The sequence below is a fragment of the Nocardia sp. NPDC057353 genome (assembly GCF_042667085.1).
Taxonomy (GTDB): Bacteria; Actinomycetota; Actinomycetes; order Mycobacteriales; family Mycobacteriaceae; genus Nocardia.
Map to the genome: position 1 here is coordinate 81,533 of NZ_JBHVAK010000014.1, position 19,685 is coordinate 101,217.

The window sequence follows — 19,685 nt, forward strand, 5'->3', positions numbered from 1 at the left end:
CGTGGCCGTATGCACATCGCGCTGTTCACCGATTTCCACCCCGGAACCGTCGGCGGCATCCAGACCTCGGTCGATGCCCAGTGCAGGGGTGCGCGGCGGCTCGGGCACCGCGTCACGGTGTTCGCCGCGCCCGGTCCGGAATCTAGCCGACCCGACCCGGACCTCGTGGCCCTTTCGCCGGTGCGCGCGCTCTCGGTCAATGGTTTCGCCGCGGTGCTGCCGAGCAGGGCGAACGCGCGGCTGATCGACGCGGTCTTCGCCGAGCGCGGGCCGGTCGACGTCGTGCACGTCCAGACCACCTACGGGGTGGCCGTCGCCGGGGTGAAAGCGGCTCGGCGGCACGGGATTCCGCTGGTGCAGACGATCCACAGCCGGGACGATGTCTTCATCCGGCACACCTCCCCGTTCCCCTACCCCACCGCGCTGGCCATGCGGGCGCTGCACAACAGCGTGCTGCCGCACCGGGGGCGGATGCCACGCGGTGCCGAACCACGGGCGGCGCGGCACGCGTGGCACACCATGGTCGCGCAGGCGCAGGCGGCGGATGCGGTGATCGTGCCGTCCGCGCACTTCGCCGCGCGGTTGCGGGCGCACGGGTTCGGCGGGACCCTGCACGTGATCTCCAACGGGGTCGACGACGACCTGGTGGACGAGATCGCCGCGATCCCGCCCGCCGCGGAACTCGAACCGGCCAGACCGCTGCGGGTGCTGTGGTGCGCCCGACTTTCCGCGGAGAAGCGCCCGCTGGCGGCGATCGAGGCCGTCTTGCAGGTACCCGAGGCCGAGCTGGACGTCTATGGCGACGGCGACCAACTGGCGGCCGCCCGCGAGCTCGCGGGCGGGAACCCGCGCATCCGCTTCCACGGCGCCCGCGCGCAGCGGGACTGCCTGCGCGCCATGCGCGAGCACGACGTCCTGCTCTTCCCCTCCCTGGACTTCGACACCCAGGGCATGGCCCTGCTGGAGGCCGCGGCGACCGGGCTGCCGGTGGTGTACTGCGACGCCGCGCTCAGCGAATCCGTCCCCCCCGGCGGCGGCATCCTGACCGACCCCGAACCCGAGGCCATCGCCGCCGCGCTCCGCGCACTCCCCGCCGAGCTGGAGAACCTCCGCGCCGCGGTCGCGGGCACGGAGTTCCCGGCCCGCCAATCGGTGCTCACCGCGGAGCTCATCCGCCGCTACACGGAGCTGATCGCCGACCCGCCGCACGCGCGGATGCCACGCACCATCGACGAGGTCCCGACGGCCCCCGGCAGGCTCCCCCTGCTCGGCCACAGCGCCGCCGCCCTCACCGACAGCCTCGGTTTCGTCCGCTCGCTCGCCGCGGTCGGCCCGGTGGTCCGGGTCTACCTCGGACCGCGCCCCGCCTACGTCCTCACCACCCCCGACCTGATCCGCCAGGTCGGCTTCGGCACCGCGGGCGACTTCCACCGCGACGACCTCCGCGCCGCCACGCACGAGGTGGTCCGCGGCGCCTCCAATGTCCTCACCGGCACCCCGCACGAGCTGCGCCGCCGCATGATCGCCCCGGCGCTGCGCCAACGCCGCCTCCAGGACTACGCGGCCGTCACCGCGGGAATCGCCGAGGAGTGGGCCGCCGCGCTGCCGACCTCGGTGAACCTCATGGAGTCGGCGCACGCCCTCGTCCTCGACACCATCTCCGCCACCCTCTTCACCGCCGACTTCGGCGCCGCCGCCAAGGCCGAGGTGCGCCGCACCATCCCGTGGCTGCTGGCCAGGGTGGTGCAGCGCGCCGCGCTGCCGGACGCCGTGAACCGGGCGAGGTTCGTCGCCGACCGGAGGTTCGCGCGCAAGGCGGCGGCGCTGCGCGGCGAGATCGCCGCGGTGGTGCGCGCCTACCGCGCCGACGGGCGGGACCACCGCGACGTGCTCTCCGCGCTCATCGGCCACGTGGACGCGGAGACCGGCGCCACGCTCGGCGACGAGGAGATCGTGGACGAACTCATCCTCATGCTGGCCGCGGGCGTCGGCTCCACCGCCTCCATCCTGGCCTGGGTCTGGTACGAGACGCTGCGCGCGCCGGAGATCGCGAAAGCCGTTCGCGCGGAGCTGGACAGGGAGGTCGGCGCGGGCCCGGTCGAGCCCGACCACCTGTACCGGCTGCCGTACCTGCGCCGGGTGATCCTGGAGACGCTGCGCTACTGGGGGCCGTGGGTGAGCACGCAGAACGCGGACGGTCCGGTCACCTTCGACGGCCTCACCCTGCCGGACGGGGCGGTCATCGTCTACAGCCCCTACCTGGTGCACCACGATCCCCGGCACTACCCCGACCCCGCCCGCTTCGACCCCGAGCGCTGGGCCCCGGAGCGGGTGGCGAGCATCGACCGCAAGGCCGTGCTGCCCTTCGGCGTCGGCGCCAGGCACTGCCCCGGCAACAATTTCGCGCTGCTCACCATCACGCTCGCCACCGCCGCGCTGTTCACGCGCTGGAACCCGCTGTTGGACAGCGGCCACCGGGTGCGGCCGTCGAGCGGCGACTTCGTGGCGGCGCCGAACCGGCTCCCGGTCACGCTCCGACCGCGGCCTGGGCGATGAGCACGGCGTAGAGCCCGAGAATGAACAGCACCGGGGGCATCAGCGGGTACTCCGCCCCGCGCAGGAACCGCAGCGCGCCCGCGGCGGGCAGGAACACCAGCGGCACCACCAGTGACCCCACCGCGAAGCGCGCGCCCCCGGACTCCCACGGCCGCACAAGCGCCAGCTCGGCACCGACCGCCAGCGCTACGAAGAGCAGCGACACCGCGGTGCTGCCGCGCGCACCGAGCACGTTCGAGTAGTAGTGCTCCCCCGGGCGCGGCTCGTGCGCGGTCTTCCTGGCGAACTCGAACTGCAGGAACGCCCCGGCGAAGATCAGCGCCGCGGGGGCGAGCGACCAGAACCCGGCATCCATGCCCTCGGTGTCGAGGACCGAGACCAGGACGTAGGCGGTGACCAGCAGCTGCACCGGGTACGTGACCACCAGGTTGACCAGGATGTCGTCCCGCACCCACGCCGAGAGCCGCTCCAACCCCCACAGCCCCAGCCCGTAGAGCAGCACCGCCGCGATGGCGAGCGCGGAGCCGACCGAGAGCACCAGGCTCCCGGCCACGGCGAGGACGGCGATCACCGCCACGCCGATCCGCAGGTCGGTGGCGGTGACCGCGCCGGTGACCAGCGGCCGGTCGGGGTTGTGCACGCGGTCGTAGCCGAGGTCCTTCTGCTCGTCGACCATGCGCAGGTAGAGCAGCACGACGGCGACGACGAGCACCCGCAGCCCGGTGGACCAGGACGGCCGCCACGCCGTGTCCGGCGCGGCGAGCAGCCCCAGCGTGGCCTCCAGCGCAAAGACCCACAGCACGCCGTAGAGCAGGTAGTGCGGCTTGTACATGACCCGGGTGAACCGGGCCAGCCGGGCGGCGGTACCGGTCACCCCGGCTCCCGGCCGTCCAGGAAGGTCAGCTCGATCTCGGCGGCGGTGGCGTCCTGGCCGATCACGCAGTGCACGGTGACCTGCCCGGCGCCGCGCGCGGCGACCTCGGCCCGGCACTCGGTGGCCAGGTCGAGTTCGACGAAGCGGTCGAAGCGGCTGGCGACGCTGAGCAACTGCGGATTGCCGGACTCGGCGCCGAGCAGGGTCAGCGCGCTCTGCCTGGCCGCCTCGAGCAGCACGCTGCCCGGCACGTGGTCGAGCTGGTGGTCGAAGAGGAAGGGGTGCGCGGGGTCGACCGCCAGCGGGCACCGGACCGCCGCGCCCGCCCGCTCGGGGGCGCCGACGATCACATTGCGCCGGTTCTCCCGCCCGACGGCGCCGGGCGGCACCGGCTCGGCCGCGACCACCGGGCCGACCGCGGGGGTGCGGCCGAGGCTCTGGCGGAAGGCGCCACGCAGCCGGGACCAGCGGTCCGGGGAGGTCCAGGAGAACGAGCCGTCCACGGTCATGAGCCTGCCCGCGGGGGCGGAGATCTCCAGGATCATGTCCAGGCCGCACACCGCGTCGCCCCGGCGGTGCACGCGCGGAACCTCCACCGCCAGCGTCAGATTCGCCGGTTCGCGGGTGCACTCCCAGGCGGCGCCGGGCACTCCGGTGCCGTTGAAGGTGCGGACCAGGAACGCCGAATCCAAGGGGGCGCCGAAGAATTCGTGGGTGAGCGCAATGGCGGCCTGGCGGGCGGTCTCCATGACGAGGAGCGGGTCGTGCAGGCGGGCGGGGGCGCCGGTGTGGTCGCCGTAGTAGGCGTGCATGCGCGGGAGTTGGGCGCCTGCCAGGTAGCCGCCGTCCCTGGCGGCCAGGGAGGTGACGAAGACCTCGGCCACGGCGGCGCGGTGCGTCAGTTCGCGGCGTACAGGCTGCTCGTGGGATACGCCGGCCACTACGGCTTCCAGGCTCATCCGAATGTCTCCGTCCAGTGGGTGGGGGTCACCGGTGGAAGGGTTTGGGGTTCGGTGCCGGTGCGCATGGGAAGTAGGTGGGAGCCGAGGACGATGGCGGACCAGGGGTCGATCGGGGTGCCCGCCGTCAGCGCTTCGGTGAGCAGGGTGGCGGGGTCGGCGTCGGTCGCTCCCGGGGCGAGGTCCGCGAGGACTCGCTGGAGGGCGGTGTCCTTGTCGAAGGAGCGTTCGGGGGTTCGGGCGTACAGTTTTTCGGCGAGCTCGCGGGGGCGCGGGGTGACCACCGCGTCGCCTGCGGCGGCTCGACTGATTTCGGCGGAGGTGAGCCGTGAATCTGTGGCCGAGATGATGTCGGCGCGGCGGTGTTCGGGGAAGTAGATGGCGAGTTCGCGGAGGACGTCGGCGGGGTCGTCGGGGGTGTGGACCAGGTTGAGCAGGTAGTTGTCGCGGCCGAGGAGGTGGCGGAGTTCGCCGGGGCGGCGTTTGCGCGGGTCGGTGGGGCCCTTGTCCCTGGCCAGGCGGATGGGGACCGGGAGGGGGTCGGCGGCCGCCGTGACGACCAGGACCATGGCGTCGGAGATCTGCACGAGCAGGTCGGCGAGGCGGCGCCGCTCCGGTGAGGCGATGTTCCAGGCGTAGTACCAGAGGGCGCGGGCCAGGTGGCGGTTCACCGGGACGATCTCGGCGGCGACCAGCCGGTAACCGTTGTCGGCCAACCAATTCAGGGTCGGGTCGACGGCGCGCGCGACGATGGCGTCCGGTTTGAGCAGGAGCAGGGAGTGGGACGTGGCGAAGGCGGCCGGGTCGAGGCCGAACCGCTGTACCTGCTCGACGGTCTCGGCGACGTAGGTGTCGCCGCGGTAGGCGGCCACCTTGGCGGGCTGCGGAGTGAGCCGGGCCAACAGCATTTCCAGATCGTCCCCGGTCATGACCGGCTCCTCGCCAGGATCTCCTCGATCGACGGCAGCGGGTCGCCGAGGTAGCCGACCTCCAGGCAGCGGTCGAGCAGCAGCCGCAGGTACTCGGTGCCGGACTCCGGCGCCGGGCACAGCAGGTCCGCGTTGCCGGTGTCGAAGCGCAGCCTGCGGACGAAGTAGCTGGTGTAGAGCACGCCGATGCGCCGGTAGTACTCGCGCTCGATCGGCGGCAGGTCGGCCTCGTCGAAGGTGGACTCCGGGACGAAGGTGGCGACCGCGAACGACGGGTACTCGGCCAGCACGTCGGAGACCTCGCGCAGGGAGAGCGTGTCCCGGCCGAGCGCGTGCAGGGTGCGGCCGCGCACACTCTCGAAATCCAGTGCGGCGGCGGCGATCACGTCGGCGACGTGGTCGACGGGGGCGAGGCTCAGGGTGGCGTCGTAGCGGCCGGGCAGCGAGCGCAGCTTGCCCTCGACCATGAGCTTGAGCACGGTGTACAGGTTCTTGTGGTCGCGGATGGCGCCGGTATCGCTCGCGCCGGTCACTATCCCGGGGCGTACCACCGCCCAGTCCAGGCCGGAGGCCCTGACCAGCTGCTCGGCCCGGTACTTGCTCGCCTCGTAGCCGTTGCCGAAGGTCTGGCCGTGCTCGAGCTCGTCCTCGCGGACGGTGCCGCCGCGCATGCCGCAGACGTAGGCGGTGCTCACGTGCACCAGCGGGACCGCCGAGCGGCGGGCCAGCGCGAGCACGTTCTCGGTGCCGCGGACGTTCAGCTCCGCGTACTGCCGCTCGGTGGCGTCGAAGGCGGTGGTGGCGGCGCAGTGCACGATCAGCGCGATCCTGCCGTCGAGACCTGCTGCCGCGCCGCCGAATTCGGGCTCGCAAATGTCGCCGGTGATGTGCTCGTCCGGTTCGAGCACGGTGCCGTCGTTGCGGACGACGGTGGCCGCGGTGTGCAGCAGCGCGACCACCGGGCGGCCCGCGGCCCGGAGCCGGGCCACCACCTCGGCGCCGACCAGCCCGCCCGCCCCGGTCACCAGCACGGCGCCGGTCATGCGGTGCGCTCCGCGAGCGAGGCGCCGACCAGCGCTTCCACCTGGCCGACGCGGAGCACGCCCGCCAGCTGCTCCGGCCGGTAGCCGGGCAGGTCGAAGGTGCGCTCCAGGACGACGGTGAGCTCCATGAGCCGCAGCGAGTCGAAGCCGAGGTCCTCGATGAGCCGGTGCTCGGCGGTGAGCTCGGCGGCCGGGCGCGGTGCCATGGCGGCGACCAGTTCGCGCACGCGCGCAGCCGCGGTGGGGTCGCTCATCCCTGCGCTCCTTCCCGCAGATGCGGTTGCTGCCCGCCCGAGGCGAGCAGGTCGCGCGCCTCGTCCAGCGGGAGGTCGGTGTTCAGGTAGCCGGCGATGCGCAGCCAGTCGTAGCCGATGGCGAGGGTGCGGCGCCACTGCTCCCTGGAGTCGAAGGAGGCCGGGAAGTCGGTGCCGCCCGCTGTCCGGCGTACCAGGGTGACGAAGTCGTCGAGGACGCCGAGCGCGGAGGTCGGATCGGGATCCGGGCCGAATCGCACGTCCTGCGCGGCCGCGAGGGCGGTGAGCAGGGCGGTGCGCTGCTGCGCGGCGGCGGGCAGGAGCCGCTCGAGCGTCGCGGCGGCGGCGACGTCGGCGGGCAGCGGGTGGATGCCGAAGGCGGAGAGCAGCACCCTGACCCCCATGGCGAGCATGCGGTGCGCCGCGATGTCGGCGACCGCCCACTGCCCGTCCTTCACCGCACCGGCCAGATCCTCCCTGGCGTTCTCCAGCACGATGTTCGACCACACCAGCCGTAGCGCGCACTCGGTGAAGCGGCGGGCGGGCAGCGGGGAGAGCGTCACCGCGGCCGCGCTCACCGCGGCGCCGCGCACGCCCAGCGCGGGCGCCGCACCGTGCGGCACCGGTGTGTACGGGCGCACCGGGTCGCACATGGCCAGCGCCGGGGTCAGCACCCCGGCACCGCGCCACTCCACCGCGACGAAGCCGAGGCGCACGAACTCCGCCAGTTCGGCGCCGATCGCACCGCCACGCTCGAGCACCGTCGGCACCGGCCGCCGGAAGACCACCGAGCGCCAGGCCCGGGCCGCGTCGTCGGCGAGCACGAAGACGTCGTCCCCGCGCAGTACGTGCACCCGGTCGCCGATCTGCCAGGTGGTGACCCCGGGGCGGCGGGCGAAGAGCAGCTCTGCGGGATCGTCCGGCACCGCACCGACCCCGAGCTCCGCCGCGAAGGCCAGGAGCTCCGGCATCTCGGACAGCGCCCGCGCCCGTGCCGCGAGCGCCCGCCCTTCGGCACCGACGCGCTCCAGCTGCTCCGGCAGCCACTTGGTCTCCAGGTACGTCTCCCCGGACCGGGCGGCCCACGCCTTCAGCGCCTGGTTCACCCCGTCCCGCGCCCACTCCAGCGCCTCGGCGTCGGCCCCGAGCACCCGCCACAGCACGGCATACCGCAGCGCCTGCCCGGCCCGCTCGCTCCACCAGCCGGTCAGCCGGGCGGCGAGCTCCGCCTTCGGCAGCACCGCGCGCAGCGCGTCGAGATCGACGTCGGAGCCGGGGCGGACGGCGGTGGCGCCGAGGAACCGCTGGCACCGGTTCAGCACATCCTCGCCGAGCGCCGCGCCGTCGGCGACGGTCGCCAGTTGCCCGTGCAGCTGGGCGACCGAGCGGGTCCTGACCTCCACCCGCCGCCCGTCCACGAAGAGCACGGTCGGCAGCGTCGGCAGCTCCTCGTCGCCCGCCGCCACCACCAGGAAATCCACGTCGGAGCCCGCATTGCCGAACCCCTCGGCCAGCGACCCCTCGAAGAGCACCGCCGCCCCCTCCGGCACCCGCACCTGCCGCAGCGCCGCCTCGAGCAGCCCGCTCACCCGCTCCGCGGGTAGCGCGGGGCGTCGCGGGTCCGGCCCCGGTTCGCCGCGCGCGGGCTCGGCACGATCGGCCTGATCCGTCCCGTGCCCGCCGGGGCCGAGCCGGTCCGGCTCGTAGACCTCGCTCCCCGGAATCCCGCCCGCCCGGAACAACTCCCCCATGTGCCTGCGCCGCGGCTTCCCGCTCGACGTGCGCTGGATGATCCCGCGCGGCCCGGTCACGATCCGCACTGTCTGCGCCGGCCCCAGCTCGCCGCGAATGATGTTGTGCGCCTTCGCCAGCCACTCCCCCGGCGACGCCTCGGCGAACAGCACGATCCCCTGGTTGCCCGCATCGGGGATCGCGACAGCCGCGAGCTTCCCCTTGGTGATCCCCGCCTCCTGCGCCACCCTGGACTCGATGTCCTCCATGAACACCGGCTTGCCCCGCACCTTCAGGCTCGACCCCATCCGCCCGAGCACGAAAACCTCACCGCGATACAGGAACCCGGCGTCCCCGGAGTACAGCACCCCGCCCTCGATCCGGGTGGACGAGGCGGGCCCCGGCGGCCCGGAGTACCCCAGCGCCACCGACCCGCCGACCACCGTCATCTCCCCCAGCGTGCCGTCCGGCAGCTCGTTGCCTTCCGAATCGACCACGCGCACGGTCGATTCCGGCGTGGAGAAGCCGAGCCCGGTGATCCACCCTGCCCCCTCGACGCTCGCTCCGTCGCGCAACTCCGCGGCCTCCAGCACCGCGATCGGCGCACCGAACCGCAGCGCGGCGGTGTCCACCCGGAGCGCGGTGATCGGCCGGTCCCGCGCCGACGAGGTCACCATGAGCGTCGACTCCGCCAGCCCGTAGGCGAGCGTGTAGGCGCGCGGGGAGAAGCCGCGCGGCCCGGTCAGCGCCGCGAAGGAGCGCAGGTCGGCGACCTCGACCGGCTCCGAGCCGACGGCGAGGGTGCGCCAGCCGGACAGGTCGAGCCCGGCGATCTCCTCGGGCCGCACCCGGTGCGCCACGTACCCCAGCGCGAACGACGGCGACGGCGAGTGCTGCGCCTTCGTCATGGCGCGCAGCCAGCGCGCCGGGTCGCGGACGAACTGGTCCGGCCGCATCAGGTACAGGTCGCCCTGGTTGGTGACGGTGGTGAGGAAGGCCCCGACCAGCCCCATGTCGTGGTAGAGCGGCAGCCAGGAGACCATGGCCTCGCCCGGCCGCCAGTCCACCAGCGCCGAGATCATGGCGACATTGGTGGCGAGGTTCGGCCAGCTCACCCTGACCCCGCGCGGCGTCCCGGTGGAGCCGGAGGTGAACTGCAGCAGCGCGCACTCGTCCGGGTCGGAGAACTCCCGCTCGACCCCGGCGGGCAGCGTCGCCGGGTCGACCACCAGCGGCTCGTCGGTGCGGCCCGCGGCCGCGTGCGCCTGCCGCGCGAGGTCGGCGAACTCGACCGAGGTCACCACCAGCGCGGGCTGCGCCTGCTCCAGGATGGCGGCGACGTGCGCGATGTACTGGCCCAGGTCGCCGAAGAGCGGCGGCGCCACCGGCGTGAAGATCCCCCCGCACGCCCAGACCGCGTAGAACGCGGCGGCGCAGGGGAACCCGGTCGGCATGATGACGCAGACCCCGGCGCCGCCGGGCAGCCCGCGCTCGCGCATGAGCGCCGCGATCGACCAGCTCAGCTCGGCGAGCTCGGCGTAGCTGCGGTACTCCCAGCCGTCGCCCTCCTCGGCGAAGTACACCCCGGCGTCGGCGGCGGGGGCGGCCAGCCAGCCCCGGATCGTCGCGACGTGCTCGTCAGGCTCCACTCTCGGCTCCTCCGTCGGCGAGCACGGTGACCGTGCCCGCTGTCCCGTCCACCCGGACCCGCATCCCGGTCCGCAGCCTGCGCGTGCTGCCCGGCACCTGCACCACCGTCGGCACCCCCAGTTCGCGCGCGACGATCGCCACGTGCGTCAGCGGGCTGCCCCGCTCGATGACCAGCGCCGACGCCGACGGCAGCGCCGCCACCCAGCCCGGGTCGGTGCGGTAGGTGACCAGGATGCCGCCCGCCACGTCGCGCGGCTCGTCCACCACCACCGCGCTGCCCTCGACCACGCCCGCCGCCGAGGGGATGCCGCCGAGCACGTCGCCCGGCGCCGCCGCGGGCACGTCGGCGACCGGCACCCAGCCCTGCGCGGCCAGCGCCGCCTGCGTGAAATCGGTTCCGCGCGTCTCGAACCGGGCCGGGGCGACCAGCCCGGCGTCGGCGGTGCGCGCGATCCGCCGCGCGGCGATCCGGGCGCGCAGCTCGGGGGCGGGCGCGCTGTCGTAGCACGCGCACAGCTCGTCGACGGTGAGCTCGAAGACGTCGGTGAAGTCGTCGAGCACGCCGCGCGCGGCGAGGTCGCGGCCCATGGCCCTGATCATCCGCTTGACCATGCCGAAGGCGCGGGTGCGGCAGAACCGCAGCCGCTCGCGGTGCGCGGCGCAGCGCGCGGTCTTGGTGCGCACCCGGTCGTAGATCCGGCGGCGAAGGCCGCGCAGGTGCGCGTCCAGGTAGGCGTCCGGGTCGACGGTGTCGGCGCCGGGGACGGCGGTGTCGTCGGCGCCGATCCGGCCGAGCGCGCTGCGCAGCATGACGAAGAGCCCCGATGGGTCCTCGCGCAGGTCCGGGACCTCCAGCTTGAGCTCGTCCAGGCTGCGGTAGCCATACCGGTCGAGGTAGGTGTCGACCTCGCGCAGGAAGCTGCGGTGGCCTGCCTCGTCCAACGCGGTGTAGGCCAGGGCGGGGTCGGTGCCGCGGACCAGCTCGGCGACGGCCGGGTCGGCGTGCGCGCGCTCGGCGAGTGCGGTCATGGCGCGGGCCGGTTCGGCCGACTCCACGTCGGCGCCGGGGCCGAGCACGGCCAGGAGCAGCGATTCCGGTGCGCGCGGCAGGAACAGCCTGGTGAGCAGGAACATGGTGCCGGTGAGGGTGAGCAGGACGGCGTCGAGCACCATCATCGGGCCCCAGCGCTCGACCAGGTCGCGGTCCACCTCGCGGTAGGCGGCGTAGGCCTCGGCGCCATCGGAGTACTCGACCGCCTCGTAGCGGTCGTAGACCCGGTAGAACTCAGCGCTGAACGCCGCCATCATGCTGTCGATATCGCGGAGCCTGCGCCGATAGGTTACAGCCGTGCGCAGCCGGGAGCGGGCCCGCAGCAGCGGGGAGCCGAAGGTGAAGGGGCGCAGGGTGCGGGCGATGTCGTCCGGCAGCGGTTCGGCGACGCCGAGCGCCGCCTCCAGCACCTTGCGGTTCAGCGGGTAGCCGGGGGCGATGCCGACCATCCGGTACCAGTGCAGCAGGTTGTAGTACACCCGGCCGTTGAACCGGCCGAGCAGGTACGGGGTCCACGAATCCAGCTGCCGCAGTTGCGCTTCGGGGACATCGAGAGACTTCGCGTAGCCGCGGTACACCCGGCCGTAGATGCCCGCCGCGACGGTGAAGGTCAGCGGCGAGGTGATGCCGTTGAAGCTCTCGATGATGTTGGAGTTGTCCCAGATCCGCAGCTCACCGGCGGGCACGTGCTCGCCCGCGCCCTGGTCGAGCGCCTGATCGCTGCCGCCCGCGATGGCGCCGAGGGTGGTGATCGGGCGGGCCTGCAGGAACCAGAGGCCGTCGGCATCGATCGCCCACTCGATGTCCTGCGGGCCGCCGAGCGCGGTCGCCAGCTCGCGGCCGCGCCCGGCCAGCTCGGCCAGCTCGGCGGCGGCCAGCACCGGGGCCGCTCGGCGCTCGGCGTCGACGTCGGTGGCGACCAGGCCGTCACCGGGGCCGGGCAGGTACTCCTGCTCCTTGGCGCCGATGGTCAGCTCGAGCACGGCGCCCGCCGGGTCGATGACGGCGGTGTCGGCGTCCACCGCGCCGGAGACCAGCCCCTCGCCGAGCCCGTACACCGCGCTCACCACCAGCCGGTCGGCATCGCCGGAGACTGGGTCGACGGTGAACAGCACCCCGCTCGCCCGCGCCGCGACGAAGCGCTGCAGCACCACCGCGAGCTCGGTGATCGGCGGCCGGTCGCGGGCGAAGGCGTACCGGACCGCCCGCTCGGCGAAGCCCGATGCCCAGCACCGCCGCACCCGCTCGGCCACCGCCTCCGCACCGGTCACGTGCAGGAAGGAATCGAACTGTCCGGCAAACGAATCCGCGCCGCCGTCCTCGCCCACCCCGGACGAGCGCACCGCCACGGTGCCACCGACCCGCGCGTAGGCGCCATCGATCGCCGCCCGCACCCCGTCCGGGAGCGCCACCGCGGTCACGGCCGCGCGCAGATCGGCGGCAGCGGTCAGTGCGGACCCGAGATCCTGCGCGTTGACGAAGGCGGTGAACCGCTCGCTCAGCCCCGCCGCGGACAGGAACTCAGCGAAGACCTCGGTCCCGAGCACCGTCCACTCCGGCACCCGCGCCCCCGCCGCCACCAGGGCGTCCAGCCCCGCCGCCTTCCCGCCGCCGCCCGCTCCGGACACCTCCACAACGCCTCCCAGCCACCCGCCCGACGTGTTCCGCTCGGTCGAGTAAACCCGACCGGCGGCCCGTTCATCGGCGAATGGACCGGAGGGTCGGCCACGACCGGGCCCGGTCGGCGCCCCCGCGAGCGCGGCGGCCGACCAAGTCTGGAATGACATTCTTCGGCTCGGGCGGCGCAGTCACGCCCGCGCGGTGCCCACCACCAGCGGCACGATGGTCGGCAGCCGGGTCGGCATCCGCAGCGCGGCGACCTCGATATCGGTGAAAGGAGCGGCGCGCAGCAGGGATTCGAAATCGCGGTTGGCGTGACACCCGTCGGCGAGGCGGCGCTGCACCGGGGTGAGCAGATCCTGGAACACCGCGCGCACCCCGCTGCCCCGCACGTGCTCGTGGAAGAGGAACTGCCCGCCGGGCCGCAGCACCCGGTGCACCTCGGCGAGCGCGCGAGCGGGGTCGCCGAGGGAGCAGAACACCAGTGACGCGGTGACGGTGTCGACGCTCGCGTCCGGGAAGTCGAGGGCGTGCGCGTCACCGTCGATGACGGTGACCGGGGCGGCCGGTCCGTCGGTGCGGGCGGCGAGCTGCGCACGCAGCACGGCATTGGGTTCGAGCAGGACCAGTTCGTCCAGTTCATCCGGGTAGTGCGGGAGGGACAACCCGCTGCCCGCGCCGATCTCCAGGACGCGGCCGCGGGCCAGGGCGAGTTGCTCGCGGCGGATCTCGGCCTGACCGGCGCGCTCGACGCGGTCCATGAAACGGGGGTACCAGCGGGCGAAACTGCGCTGGCCGAAGGTGGTCGTCATGATTGTCGAGTGTGCTCGCCGGAGCAGCTGGGCGGCATGGCCCGTTCCGGCCATTCCGGATGGCCGGGCCGGGTGATCCGCGGGGACGCCCCGGCGCACCATTCTCGAACCATGACGATTTCGACCACGACACCGCGCCTGATCCGCACTCCGGCGCGGCTGCCGCGATGACCGGGAAAGGGGACGCCGTGCTGCGCGTCGAGGACCAGCTCGTCCGCCACCTGCGGACCAGCCGCGGCGATATCGCGTACTCGGCGGTGGGTTCCGGCCCGCCGCTGCTCGTCGGCGGCTGGTGGTGCAGCCATCTGACGCTGAACTGGGAGGACCCGCTGTTCCGCGGCTACCTGTCGCGGCTCGCGGAGCGGTTCACCGTCGTCCGCTACGACCAGCCGGGGCGGGGCGCCTCCGGGGTCGGCGGCGCCCAGCTCGACCTGGAGGGCGAGATCGCGGTGACCACCGACCTGGTCGACGCGCTCGACCTGGACCGGCTCGCCGTGGTCGGCGCCTCCTCCGGCGCCGCCGTCGCCGCCGGGCTCGCCGCCCGCAGGCCGGGCCGGGTGCACCGCATGGTGCTGTACGGGGCGTTCGCCCGCGGCGCCGATATCGCGCCGGAGGGCGCCCGCCGCGCCATGGTGGACGCGATCCGCGCGCACTGGGGGCTCGGATCGCGGCTGCTCGCCGATATCTTCACACCCGGCGCGAGCAATGCCGAGCGCGAGCGTTTCGCCCAGTTCCAGCGGCTGTCCGCCACCGCCGAACAGGCGGCGCGCTCGCTCGCCGCCACCTACGACATCGACGCCACCGCCGATCTCGCGGCGCTGACGGTGCCGACCACGGTGCTGCACCGGCGCCGCGACCGTGCCGTCCCGTTCGCGCTCGGCGTCGACGTGGCGAAACGGCTCCGCCGCGCCGAGTTCGTCGAGCTGGCCGGGGAGGACCACTTCCCGTGGCGCGGCGACGCCACCGCGGTCGCCGACGCCACCCTGCGCGGCCTCGGTCACCCCGTCCGCTCTCGCCCCGCCCCGCCCGGCCCGGATGCCCTCACCGAGCGGGAACGCGAGATCCTGCGCCTGGTCGCCGCGGGCCTCACCGACGCCCAGATCGGTGAGCGGCTGGTGCTGAGCCCACACACCGTGCACCGCCACATCGCCAACGCCCGCACCAAACTCGGCGTCCGTTCCCGGGCCGCCGCCGCGGCGGTGCTGCGGAGTACCTAGACCACCGGCTCCTTGACGAGCTGGATGTAGGCGGCCCCACTGTCCAGCACGCGGGGCTGCTTCCAGACCTCGATCGGGAAGCTCACCATGACGACCGACTGCCCGAGGTGCACCAGCGCCTTGGCGTCGTCCGGCATGGAGGCGAGCGGGAAGCGGGCGTCGACGTAGACCATGATGTCCTCGAGCCGCGCCATGCCTGCGTCGTAGAGCTCCTGCATCTCGTCCATGGTGGAGGCCAGCCGCTTGGCGTAGCGCTCCTCCTCGGTCGGCAGGCACCAGTCGCTGAACCGCTCCAGGTCGGCGAATTCCTCGGGCAGCTTAGACATTGGCGCGATCCTTCCCGTTGGTGGCGGCGGCGGCCGTGCCGTTGCGCTCGGCCTTGTAGCGGTCGACGTACTGGTGGGCGGTCATGTGCAGGTGGCGGAGCAGGATCTCCTGGTCGCAGAGCGGGAAGTCGGTGACGACCCTGGTGCCGATCTGGGTCTGCGTGGCCTCCAGGGTGTTGGCGTCCTGGAAGGCGTACTCCTTGAAGGTGACGGCGGCCAGTTCCTGGGAGAGCCGCTCGCGCAGGTTCTTCGGCGGGACGAAGTACAGGTCGGCCTCGAAGATGTGCTTGTCGACGGCGGTCGGCCAGTAGTTGTAGGTGAGGTACCAGCCCGGCGCCCAGAACAGCAGGGTGAAGTTGGGGAAGAACTCGAAGGAGTCGGTGCCCCATGACTTGTGCCTGCCGGGGTTGATGGCGGGCGGCAGCTCGTCGGGCAGGATGCCCTTGATGTCCGGCCGGTCCCACGGCCCGAAGAGCCCGCTGTGCAGGATCCGCTCGATCGGCTTGACCATGTTCAGGTCCTTCGGCGGCGACATGCCGCCCCAGGACGAGACCATGGAGTGGTCGCCCTTGATGTCGTAGGCGAGCGCCTCGAAGCCGAACTTGGCCAGCTTCTCCGCCTCCTCCCGCTCCGCCTGCTTCATGTGCAGGATCGGCGCGTGGTAGAACTCGGTGAAGGCGTCGATGAAGAGCTTCCAGTTGGCGTTGATCTCCGAGCGGTAGCTGTAGTGCTCGGTCATCTCGTGGAACGGGTAGCCCTCGAGCCCCTCGCCGAACTCGCCCAGGTACTCCTTCAGCGGCACCGCGTTGTCGTCGAGGTTGACGAAGATGAACCCCTCCCAGACCTCGCAGCGCACCGGGACCAGGCCGTACTGGTTCTTGTCCAGGTCGAAGAACTCGCCCTCCTGCTGCACGAAGGTCAGGTCGCCCTTCAGGCTGTACCGCCAGGCGTGGTACTTGCAGGTGAACTGGCGGCAGGTGCCCTCGACCTCTTCGCCGGGGTAGTCGCTCCACACCAGCTTGTTGCCGCGGTGCCTGCACAGGTTGTAGAAGGCGCGCACCACATTGTCGGTGTCCTTGACGATGATCAGCGAGACACCGGGCCCGGCCGATGGCAGCTCGCGGGTGACGTAGCTGCCCTTCTTCGGCAGCAGCTCCACCCGGCCCATCTGCAGCCAGGTCTTCTTGAAGATGGCCTGCTGCTCCAGCAGCCAGTGCTCGGGGTCGATCGAGTCCTCGTAGTTGACCGGAGCGGTCCCCAGTTCGGGCCAGTTCTCGGTCCAGGTACCCGCCTCGGGCTTCGGGAAGAAAGGCATTGTCGGTCTCCTCTAGTACGGGCAGTGGCCGTCTCCGCTATGAGAATAGCATTCTCATATCCGAACAACAGACTTCCACTCCGTGCGGAAATCGTCAACATCCGATGCGGCCGCCGTGCCCCGGACATGCCGAAGGGCCGATCGGGACCCCTCCCGCTGGGGTGGGCCCGACCGGCTGTTCCGGCGCGCGGAGCTACTTCAGCCCGAGGTCGCGCGCGACGATCATCTTCATGACCTCGCTGGTCCCGGCGTAGATCCGGGCCACGCGGGCGTCGGTGTAGAGCCGGGCGATCGGGTACTCCAGCATGTAGCCGTAGCCGCCGAAGAGCTGTAGGCAGCGGTCGACGACCCTGGCCTGCGTCTCGGTGCAGAACAGCTTGACCCTGGCGGCGTCGGCGCCGGAGAGCACGCCGTCCACCAGGTCGAGCACGGCCCGGTCGACCATGGTCTGCGCCGCCTCGACCTCGGCGCTCATGGCGGCCAGCTCGAACTTGGTGTTCTGGAACGAGGCGACCGGGGTGCCGAAGGCCTTGCGCTCCTTCGTGTAGTCGACGGTGGCGGCGATGGCGGCGCGGGCCTGGGCCACCGAGCCGACGGCGACGGTGAGCCGCTCCTGCGGCAGGTTGTGGCCGAGGTAGCCGAAGGCGGCGCCCTCCTCGCCGAGCCGGTTGCGGGCCGGGACGCGGACGTCGGTGAAGGAGAGCTCCATGGTGTCCTGCACCTTGCAGCCCATCTTCTCCAGCATGCGGCCGCGCTCGAAGCCGGGCATGCCGTCCTCGACCACCAGCAGGGTGAGCCCGGCGCGGCGGTTCTCCGGGTCGGTCGAGGTGCGGGCGACCACGATGACCAGGTCGGCGAGGAGGCCGCCGGTGATGAAGGTCTTGGCGCCGTTCAGCACGTACTCGTCGCCGTCGCGGACCGCGCTGGTGCGCATCCCGGCGAGGTCGGAGCCGGTGCCGGGTTCGGTCATCGCGACAGCGGTGAGCAGGGTGCCGTTCGCCAGCCCGGGGAACCAGCGCGCCCGCTGTTCGGCGTTCGCGTACTCCAGGAAGTACGGCAGGATGACGTCCAGCTGGGTGCGGACCGTACCCAGCGTGACCTGCGCCCGGTACGCCTCCTCCTGCAGGATCACGTTGTACCGGTAGTCGCGCAGCCCGGCCCCGCCGTGCTCCTCGGGCAGCGCGATGCCGAGCATGCCGAGCTCGCCCATCTCGGCGAAGAGCTCGCGCGGCAGCTTGCCGTCCTTCTCCCAGCCGACGTAGTTCGGCACCACCTGCTTCTCCACGAAGGTGCGGACCAGCTCGCGGAAGGATTCGTGGTCGGGGGTGAAGAGGTCGCGGCGCACGGGTCAGCCCACCAGCTCGACGACGGTGGCGTTGGCGGTGCCGCCGCCCTCGCACATGGTCTGCAGGCCGTAGCGGATGCCGTTGTCGCGCATGTGGTGCAGCATGCGGGTCATGAGCACGGCGCCGGAGCCGCCGAGCGGGTGGCCGAGTGCGATGGCGCCGCCGAGCGGGTTGACCAGCGCCGGGTCGGCGCCGGTCTCGGCGATCCAGGCCAGCGGGACCGGGGCGAAGGCCTCGTTCACCTCGAAGACGCCGATCTCGCCGATGCTCAATCCCGTTTTGCGGAGCACCTTCTCGGTGGCCGGGATGGGGCCGGTGAGCATGAGCACCGGGTCCGAGCCCGCCACCGCGCCCGCGCGGTACCGGGCCAGCGGAGTGAGGCCGAGTTCGCGGGCCTTCTCCGGGGTGGTGAGCAGCAGGGCGGCGGCGCCGTCGGAGATCTGCGAGGAGTTGCCCGCGTGGATCACGCCGTCCTCGCGGAAGGCCGGTTTCAACCCGGCCAGCTTCTCGACGGTGCTGCCGCGGCGGATGCCCTCGTCGGCGTGCACGCCGTCGACCGGGACGATCTGGTCGGTGAAGGCGCCTGCGTCCTGGGCGGCGGCGGCGCGTTCGTGCGAGAGCACGGAGAACTCGTCGAGCCGGGTGCGGTCGAAGCCCCACTTCTCGGCGATCAGCTCGGCGCCGATGCCCTGGTTGAACTCGAAGTCGTTGTACCGGGCCAGGGCTCGCGGGCCATAGGGGGCGCCGCCCGCCTTGGCCGCGCCGAGCGGAACCCGGCTCATGGACTCCACGCCACCGGCGACGACCACGTCCTGCTGCCCAGAGAGCACGGCCTGCGCGGCGAAGTCCAGTGCCTGCTGGGACGAGCCGCAGGCGCGGTTCACCGTGGTGCCCGGAATGCTCTCCGGCCAGCCCGCGGCCAGCACCGAGTACCGGCCGATATTGCTGGACTGATCGCCGACCTGGGAGACGCAGCCCCAGATCACGTCGTCGACCAGGGCCGGGTCGAGCCCGGTGCGCTCGGCGAGCGCGGTGAGCACGACGGCGGAGAGGTCGGCCGGGTGCACCCCGGCCAGGCCGCCGTTGCGTTTGCCGACGGCGGTGCGGACCGCTCCGGCGATGACTACCTCTGGCATGGTTCAGCTCCCGTTCTCGGGACGGATCGGCGGGCGGTGGATGGTCCACCGGCCGGTGAATCGCGGCTCCCGGCGTTCGGCGAAGGCGGCGAAGGCCTCGGGGGCGTCCGCCGTGGCGAAATTGAGGCCCTGGGCGCGGGCCTCGGCGCTGAGGGCCTGGCGCAGGGTGGTGTCGGCGCCCTCGTGCAGGAGGGCTTTGGTCTGGGCGAGCGCCACCGGCGGGCCCGCGGCCAGTCTGGCGGCGAGATCGTCGGTGAACGGGTCGATCTCGTCGTCGGGGACGACCCAGGTGACGAGGTCGAGCGCTTTCGCCTCAGTGGCGTCGATGGTCTCGGCGAGCAGGGTCAGGCGTTTGGCCTGCTGCATGCCCGCGAGTCTGGGGAGCAGCCAGGAGCCGCCGAGGTCCATCGTCAGGCCGCGCTTGGTGAAGACCTGGGCGAAGGTCGCGGATTCGGCGGCCACCACGAGGTCGCAGCCGAGCGCCAGGTTCCAACCCGCGCCGATCGCCGGGCCGGTGACCTTGGCGACGGTCGGGAGCGGGAGTTCGTGCAGCAGCACCGCCACGTCCGTGAGGGCGCGCATGCGGTAGACGGGGTGGGCGTTGTCCGGGACGGAGATGTCGGCGCCGGAGCAGAAGGCTTTGCCCGCGCCCTGGATGACCAGGGCTCGGACCGAGCGGTCCTTCGCGACGTCGCGGAAGGCATCGGCCAGGGCTGCCCAGAGTTCGGCGTCGATGGCGTTTCTGCGGTGCGGGCGGTTCAAGGTGAGGGTGCGGACGCCGTTGTGGTCGTCGGTCAGCAGGACGGTGCTATCGCGTCCGGATGTGCGGTCAGCCGCCACGGCGGCCTGTTTGTCATTGCCCGATC

The 19,685-nt window shown here is 72.7% G+C and carries 15 protein-coding genes; 2 read left to right on the top strand and 13 right to left on the bottom strand.

Annotation, left to right across the window (positions count from 1 at the left end; genetic code table 11):
• The first annotated feature begins 9 nt into the window (after positions 1-9).
• Positions 10-2,556, top strand: coding sequence for a cytochrome P450 (locus ACFUUZ_RS10015; protein WP_378694479.1), 2,547 nt, complete (start codon positions 10-12; stop codon positions 2,554-2,556).
• On the opposite strand, the gene ACFUUZ_RS10020 is transcribed toward ACFUUZ_RS10015, so the two are convergent.
• From ACFUUZ_RS10020 to ACFUUZ_RS10055, 8 genes are all read right to left on the bottom strand, one after another.
• Entirely contained in the window at positions 2,528-3,430 is a 903-nt protein-coding gene (locus ACFUUZ_RS10020; protein WP_378694481.1) for a hypothetical protein, read from the bottom strand. The two genes, ACFUUZ_RS10015 and ACFUUZ_RS10020, sit on opposite strands and share 29 nt — an antisense overlap.
• The gene (locus ACFUUZ_RS10025) at positions 3,427-4,389 is read right to left on the bottom strand and encodes a ScbA/BarX family gamma-butyrolactone biosynthesis protein (protein WP_378694483.1); all 963 of its coding nucleotides are present in this window, start codon (positions 4,387-4,389) and stop codon (positions 3,427-3,429) included. The genes ACFUUZ_RS10020 and ACFUUZ_RS10025 overlap by 4 nt, the downstream gene beginning before the upstream one ends.
• Positions 4,386-5,318, bottom strand: coding sequence for a nucleoside-diphosphate kinase (locus ACFUUZ_RS10030; protein WP_378694485.1), 933 nt, complete (start codon positions 5,316-5,318; stop codon positions 4,386-4,388). The genes ACFUUZ_RS10025 and ACFUUZ_RS10030 overlap by 4 nt, the downstream gene beginning before the upstream one ends.
• Positions 5,315-6,361, bottom strand: coding sequence for an SDR family oxidoreductase (locus ACFUUZ_RS10035; RefSeq protein WP_378694487.1), 1,047 nt, complete (start codon positions 6,359-6,361; stop codon positions 5,315-5,317). Before ACFUUZ_RS10035 ends, ACFUUZ_RS10030 begins: the two co-directional genes overlap by 4 nt.
• Complete coding sequence (locus ACFUUZ_RS10040; RefSeq protein WP_378694489.1) at positions 6,358-6,615, bottom strand: acyl carrier protein; 258 nt, start codon at positions 6,613-6,615, stop codon at positions 6,358-6,360. The genes ACFUUZ_RS10035 and ACFUUZ_RS10040 overlap by 4 nt, the downstream gene beginning before the upstream one ends.
• Positions 6,612-9,995: an AMP-binding protein gene (locus ACFUUZ_RS10045; protein WP_378694491.1), complete on the bottom strand. Its 3,384-nt coding sequence runs from the start codon at positions 9,993-9,995 to the stop codon at positions 6,612-6,614. The genes ACFUUZ_RS10040 and ACFUUZ_RS10045 overlap by 4 nt, the downstream gene beginning before the upstream one ends.
• A complete protein-coding gene (locus ACFUUZ_RS10050; RefSeq protein ID WP_378694493.1) occupies positions 9,985-12,681 on the bottom strand; it encodes a phosphoenolpyruvate synthase in 2,697 nt (898 codons plus the stop codon). The genes ACFUUZ_RS10045 and ACFUUZ_RS10050 overlap by 11 nt, the downstream gene beginning before the upstream one ends.
• A 174-nt stretch (positions 12,682-12,855) precedes the next feature.
• Positions 12,856-13,479 (bottom strand): class I SAM-dependent methyltransferase, encoded by a 624-nt coding sequence (locus tag ACFUUZ_RS10055; RefSeq protein ID WP_378694495.1) that lies wholly within the window; start codon positions 13,477-13,479, stop codon positions 12,856-12,858.
• Positions 13,480-13,646: 167 nt separating this feature from the next.
• Between ACFUUZ_RS10055 and ACFUUZ_RS10060 the strand changes: the two genes are divergently transcribed.
• Positions 13,647-14,696, top strand: a complete 1,050-nt coding sequence (locus ACFUUZ_RS10060; protein ID WP_378694497.1) for an alpha/beta fold hydrolase — start codon at positions 13,647-13,649, stop codon at positions 14,694-14,696.
• Here ACFUUZ_RS10060 and ACFUUZ_RS10065 read toward each other — a convergent pair.
• From ACFUUZ_RS10065 to ACFUUZ_RS10085, 5 genes are all read right to left on the bottom strand, one after another.
• Positions 14,693-15,022, bottom strand: coding sequence for a hypothetical protein (locus ACFUUZ_RS10065; protein ID WP_233017267.1), 330 nt, complete (start codon positions 15,020-15,022; stop codon positions 14,693-14,695). The two genes, ACFUUZ_RS10060 and ACFUUZ_RS10065, sit on opposite strands and share 4 nt — an antisense overlap.
• Positions 15,015-16,337 carry an SRPBCC family protein gene (locus ACFUUZ_RS10070; RefSeq protein WP_378694499.1) on the bottom strand — a complete coding sequence of 441 codons (1,323 nt, stop codon included), beginning with the start codon at positions 16,335-16,337 and terminating at the stop codon, positions 15,015-15,017. The genes ACFUUZ_RS10065 and ACFUUZ_RS10070 overlap by 8 nt, the downstream gene beginning before the upstream one ends.
• A 193-nt stretch (positions 16,338-16,530) precedes the next feature.
• A complete protein-coding gene (locus ACFUUZ_RS10075; protein WP_378694501.1) occupies positions 16,531-17,682 on the bottom strand; it encodes an acyl-CoA dehydrogenase family protein in 1,152 nt (383 codons plus the stop codon).
• A gap of 3 nt (positions 17,683-17,685) precedes the next feature.
• Positions 17,686-18,819: a thiolase family protein gene (locus tag ACFUUZ_RS10080; protein ID WP_378694502.1), complete on the bottom strand. Its 1,134-nt coding sequence runs from the start codon at positions 18,817-18,819 to the stop codon at positions 17,686-17,688.
• A 3-nt stretch (positions 18,820-18,822) separates the two neighbouring features.
• Positions 18,823-19,659, bottom strand: coding sequence for an enoyl-CoA hydratase/isomerase family protein (locus ACFUUZ_RS10085; protein ID WP_378694503.1), 837 nt, complete (start codon positions 19,657-19,659; stop codon positions 18,823-18,825).
• Positions 19,660-19,685 lie beyond the last annotated feature (26 nt).

Coding starts and splice junctions, on each gene's coding strand:
- ACFUUZ_RS10015 (WP_378694479.1), top strand. CDS start 10: ATGCACATCGCGCTGTTCACCGATTTCCACCCCGGAACCGTCGGCGGC.
- ACFUUZ_RS10025 (WP_378694483.1), bottom strand. CDS start 4,389: ATGAGCCTGGAAGCCGTAGTGGCCGGCGTATCCCACGAGCAGCCTGTA.
- ACFUUZ_RS10030 (WP_378694485.1), bottom strand. CDS start 5,318: ATGACCGGGGACGATCTGGAAATGCTGTTGGCCCGGCTCACTCCGCAG.
- ACFUUZ_RS10035 (WP_378694487.1), bottom strand. CDS start 6,361: ATGACCGGCGCCGTGCTGGTGACCGGGGCGGGCGGGCTGGTCGGCGCC.
- ACFUUZ_RS10040 (WP_378694489.1), bottom strand. CDS start 6,615: ATGAGCGACCCCACCGCGGCTGCGCGCGTGCGCGAACTGGTCGCCGCC.
- ACFUUZ_RS10055 (WP_378694495.1), bottom strand. CDS start 13,479: ATGACGACCACCTTCGGCCAGCGCAGTTTCGCCCGCTGGTACCCCCGT.
- ACFUUZ_RS10060 (WP_378694497.1), top strand. CDS start 13,647: ATGACCGGGAAAGGGGACGCCGTGCTGCGCGTCGAGGACCAGCTCGTC.
- ACFUUZ_RS10065 (WP_233017267.1), bottom strand. CDS start 15,022: ATGTCTAAGCTGCCCGAGGAATTCGCCGACCTGGAGCGGTTCAGCGAC.
- ACFUUZ_RS10070 (WP_378694499.1), bottom strand. CDS start 16,337: ATGCCTTTCTTCCCGAAGCCCGAGGCGGGTACCTGGACCGAGAACTGG.
- ACFUUZ_RS10080 (WP_378694502.1), bottom strand. CDS start 18,819: ATGCCAGAGGTAGTCATCGCCGGAGCGGTCCGCACCGCCGTCGGCAAA.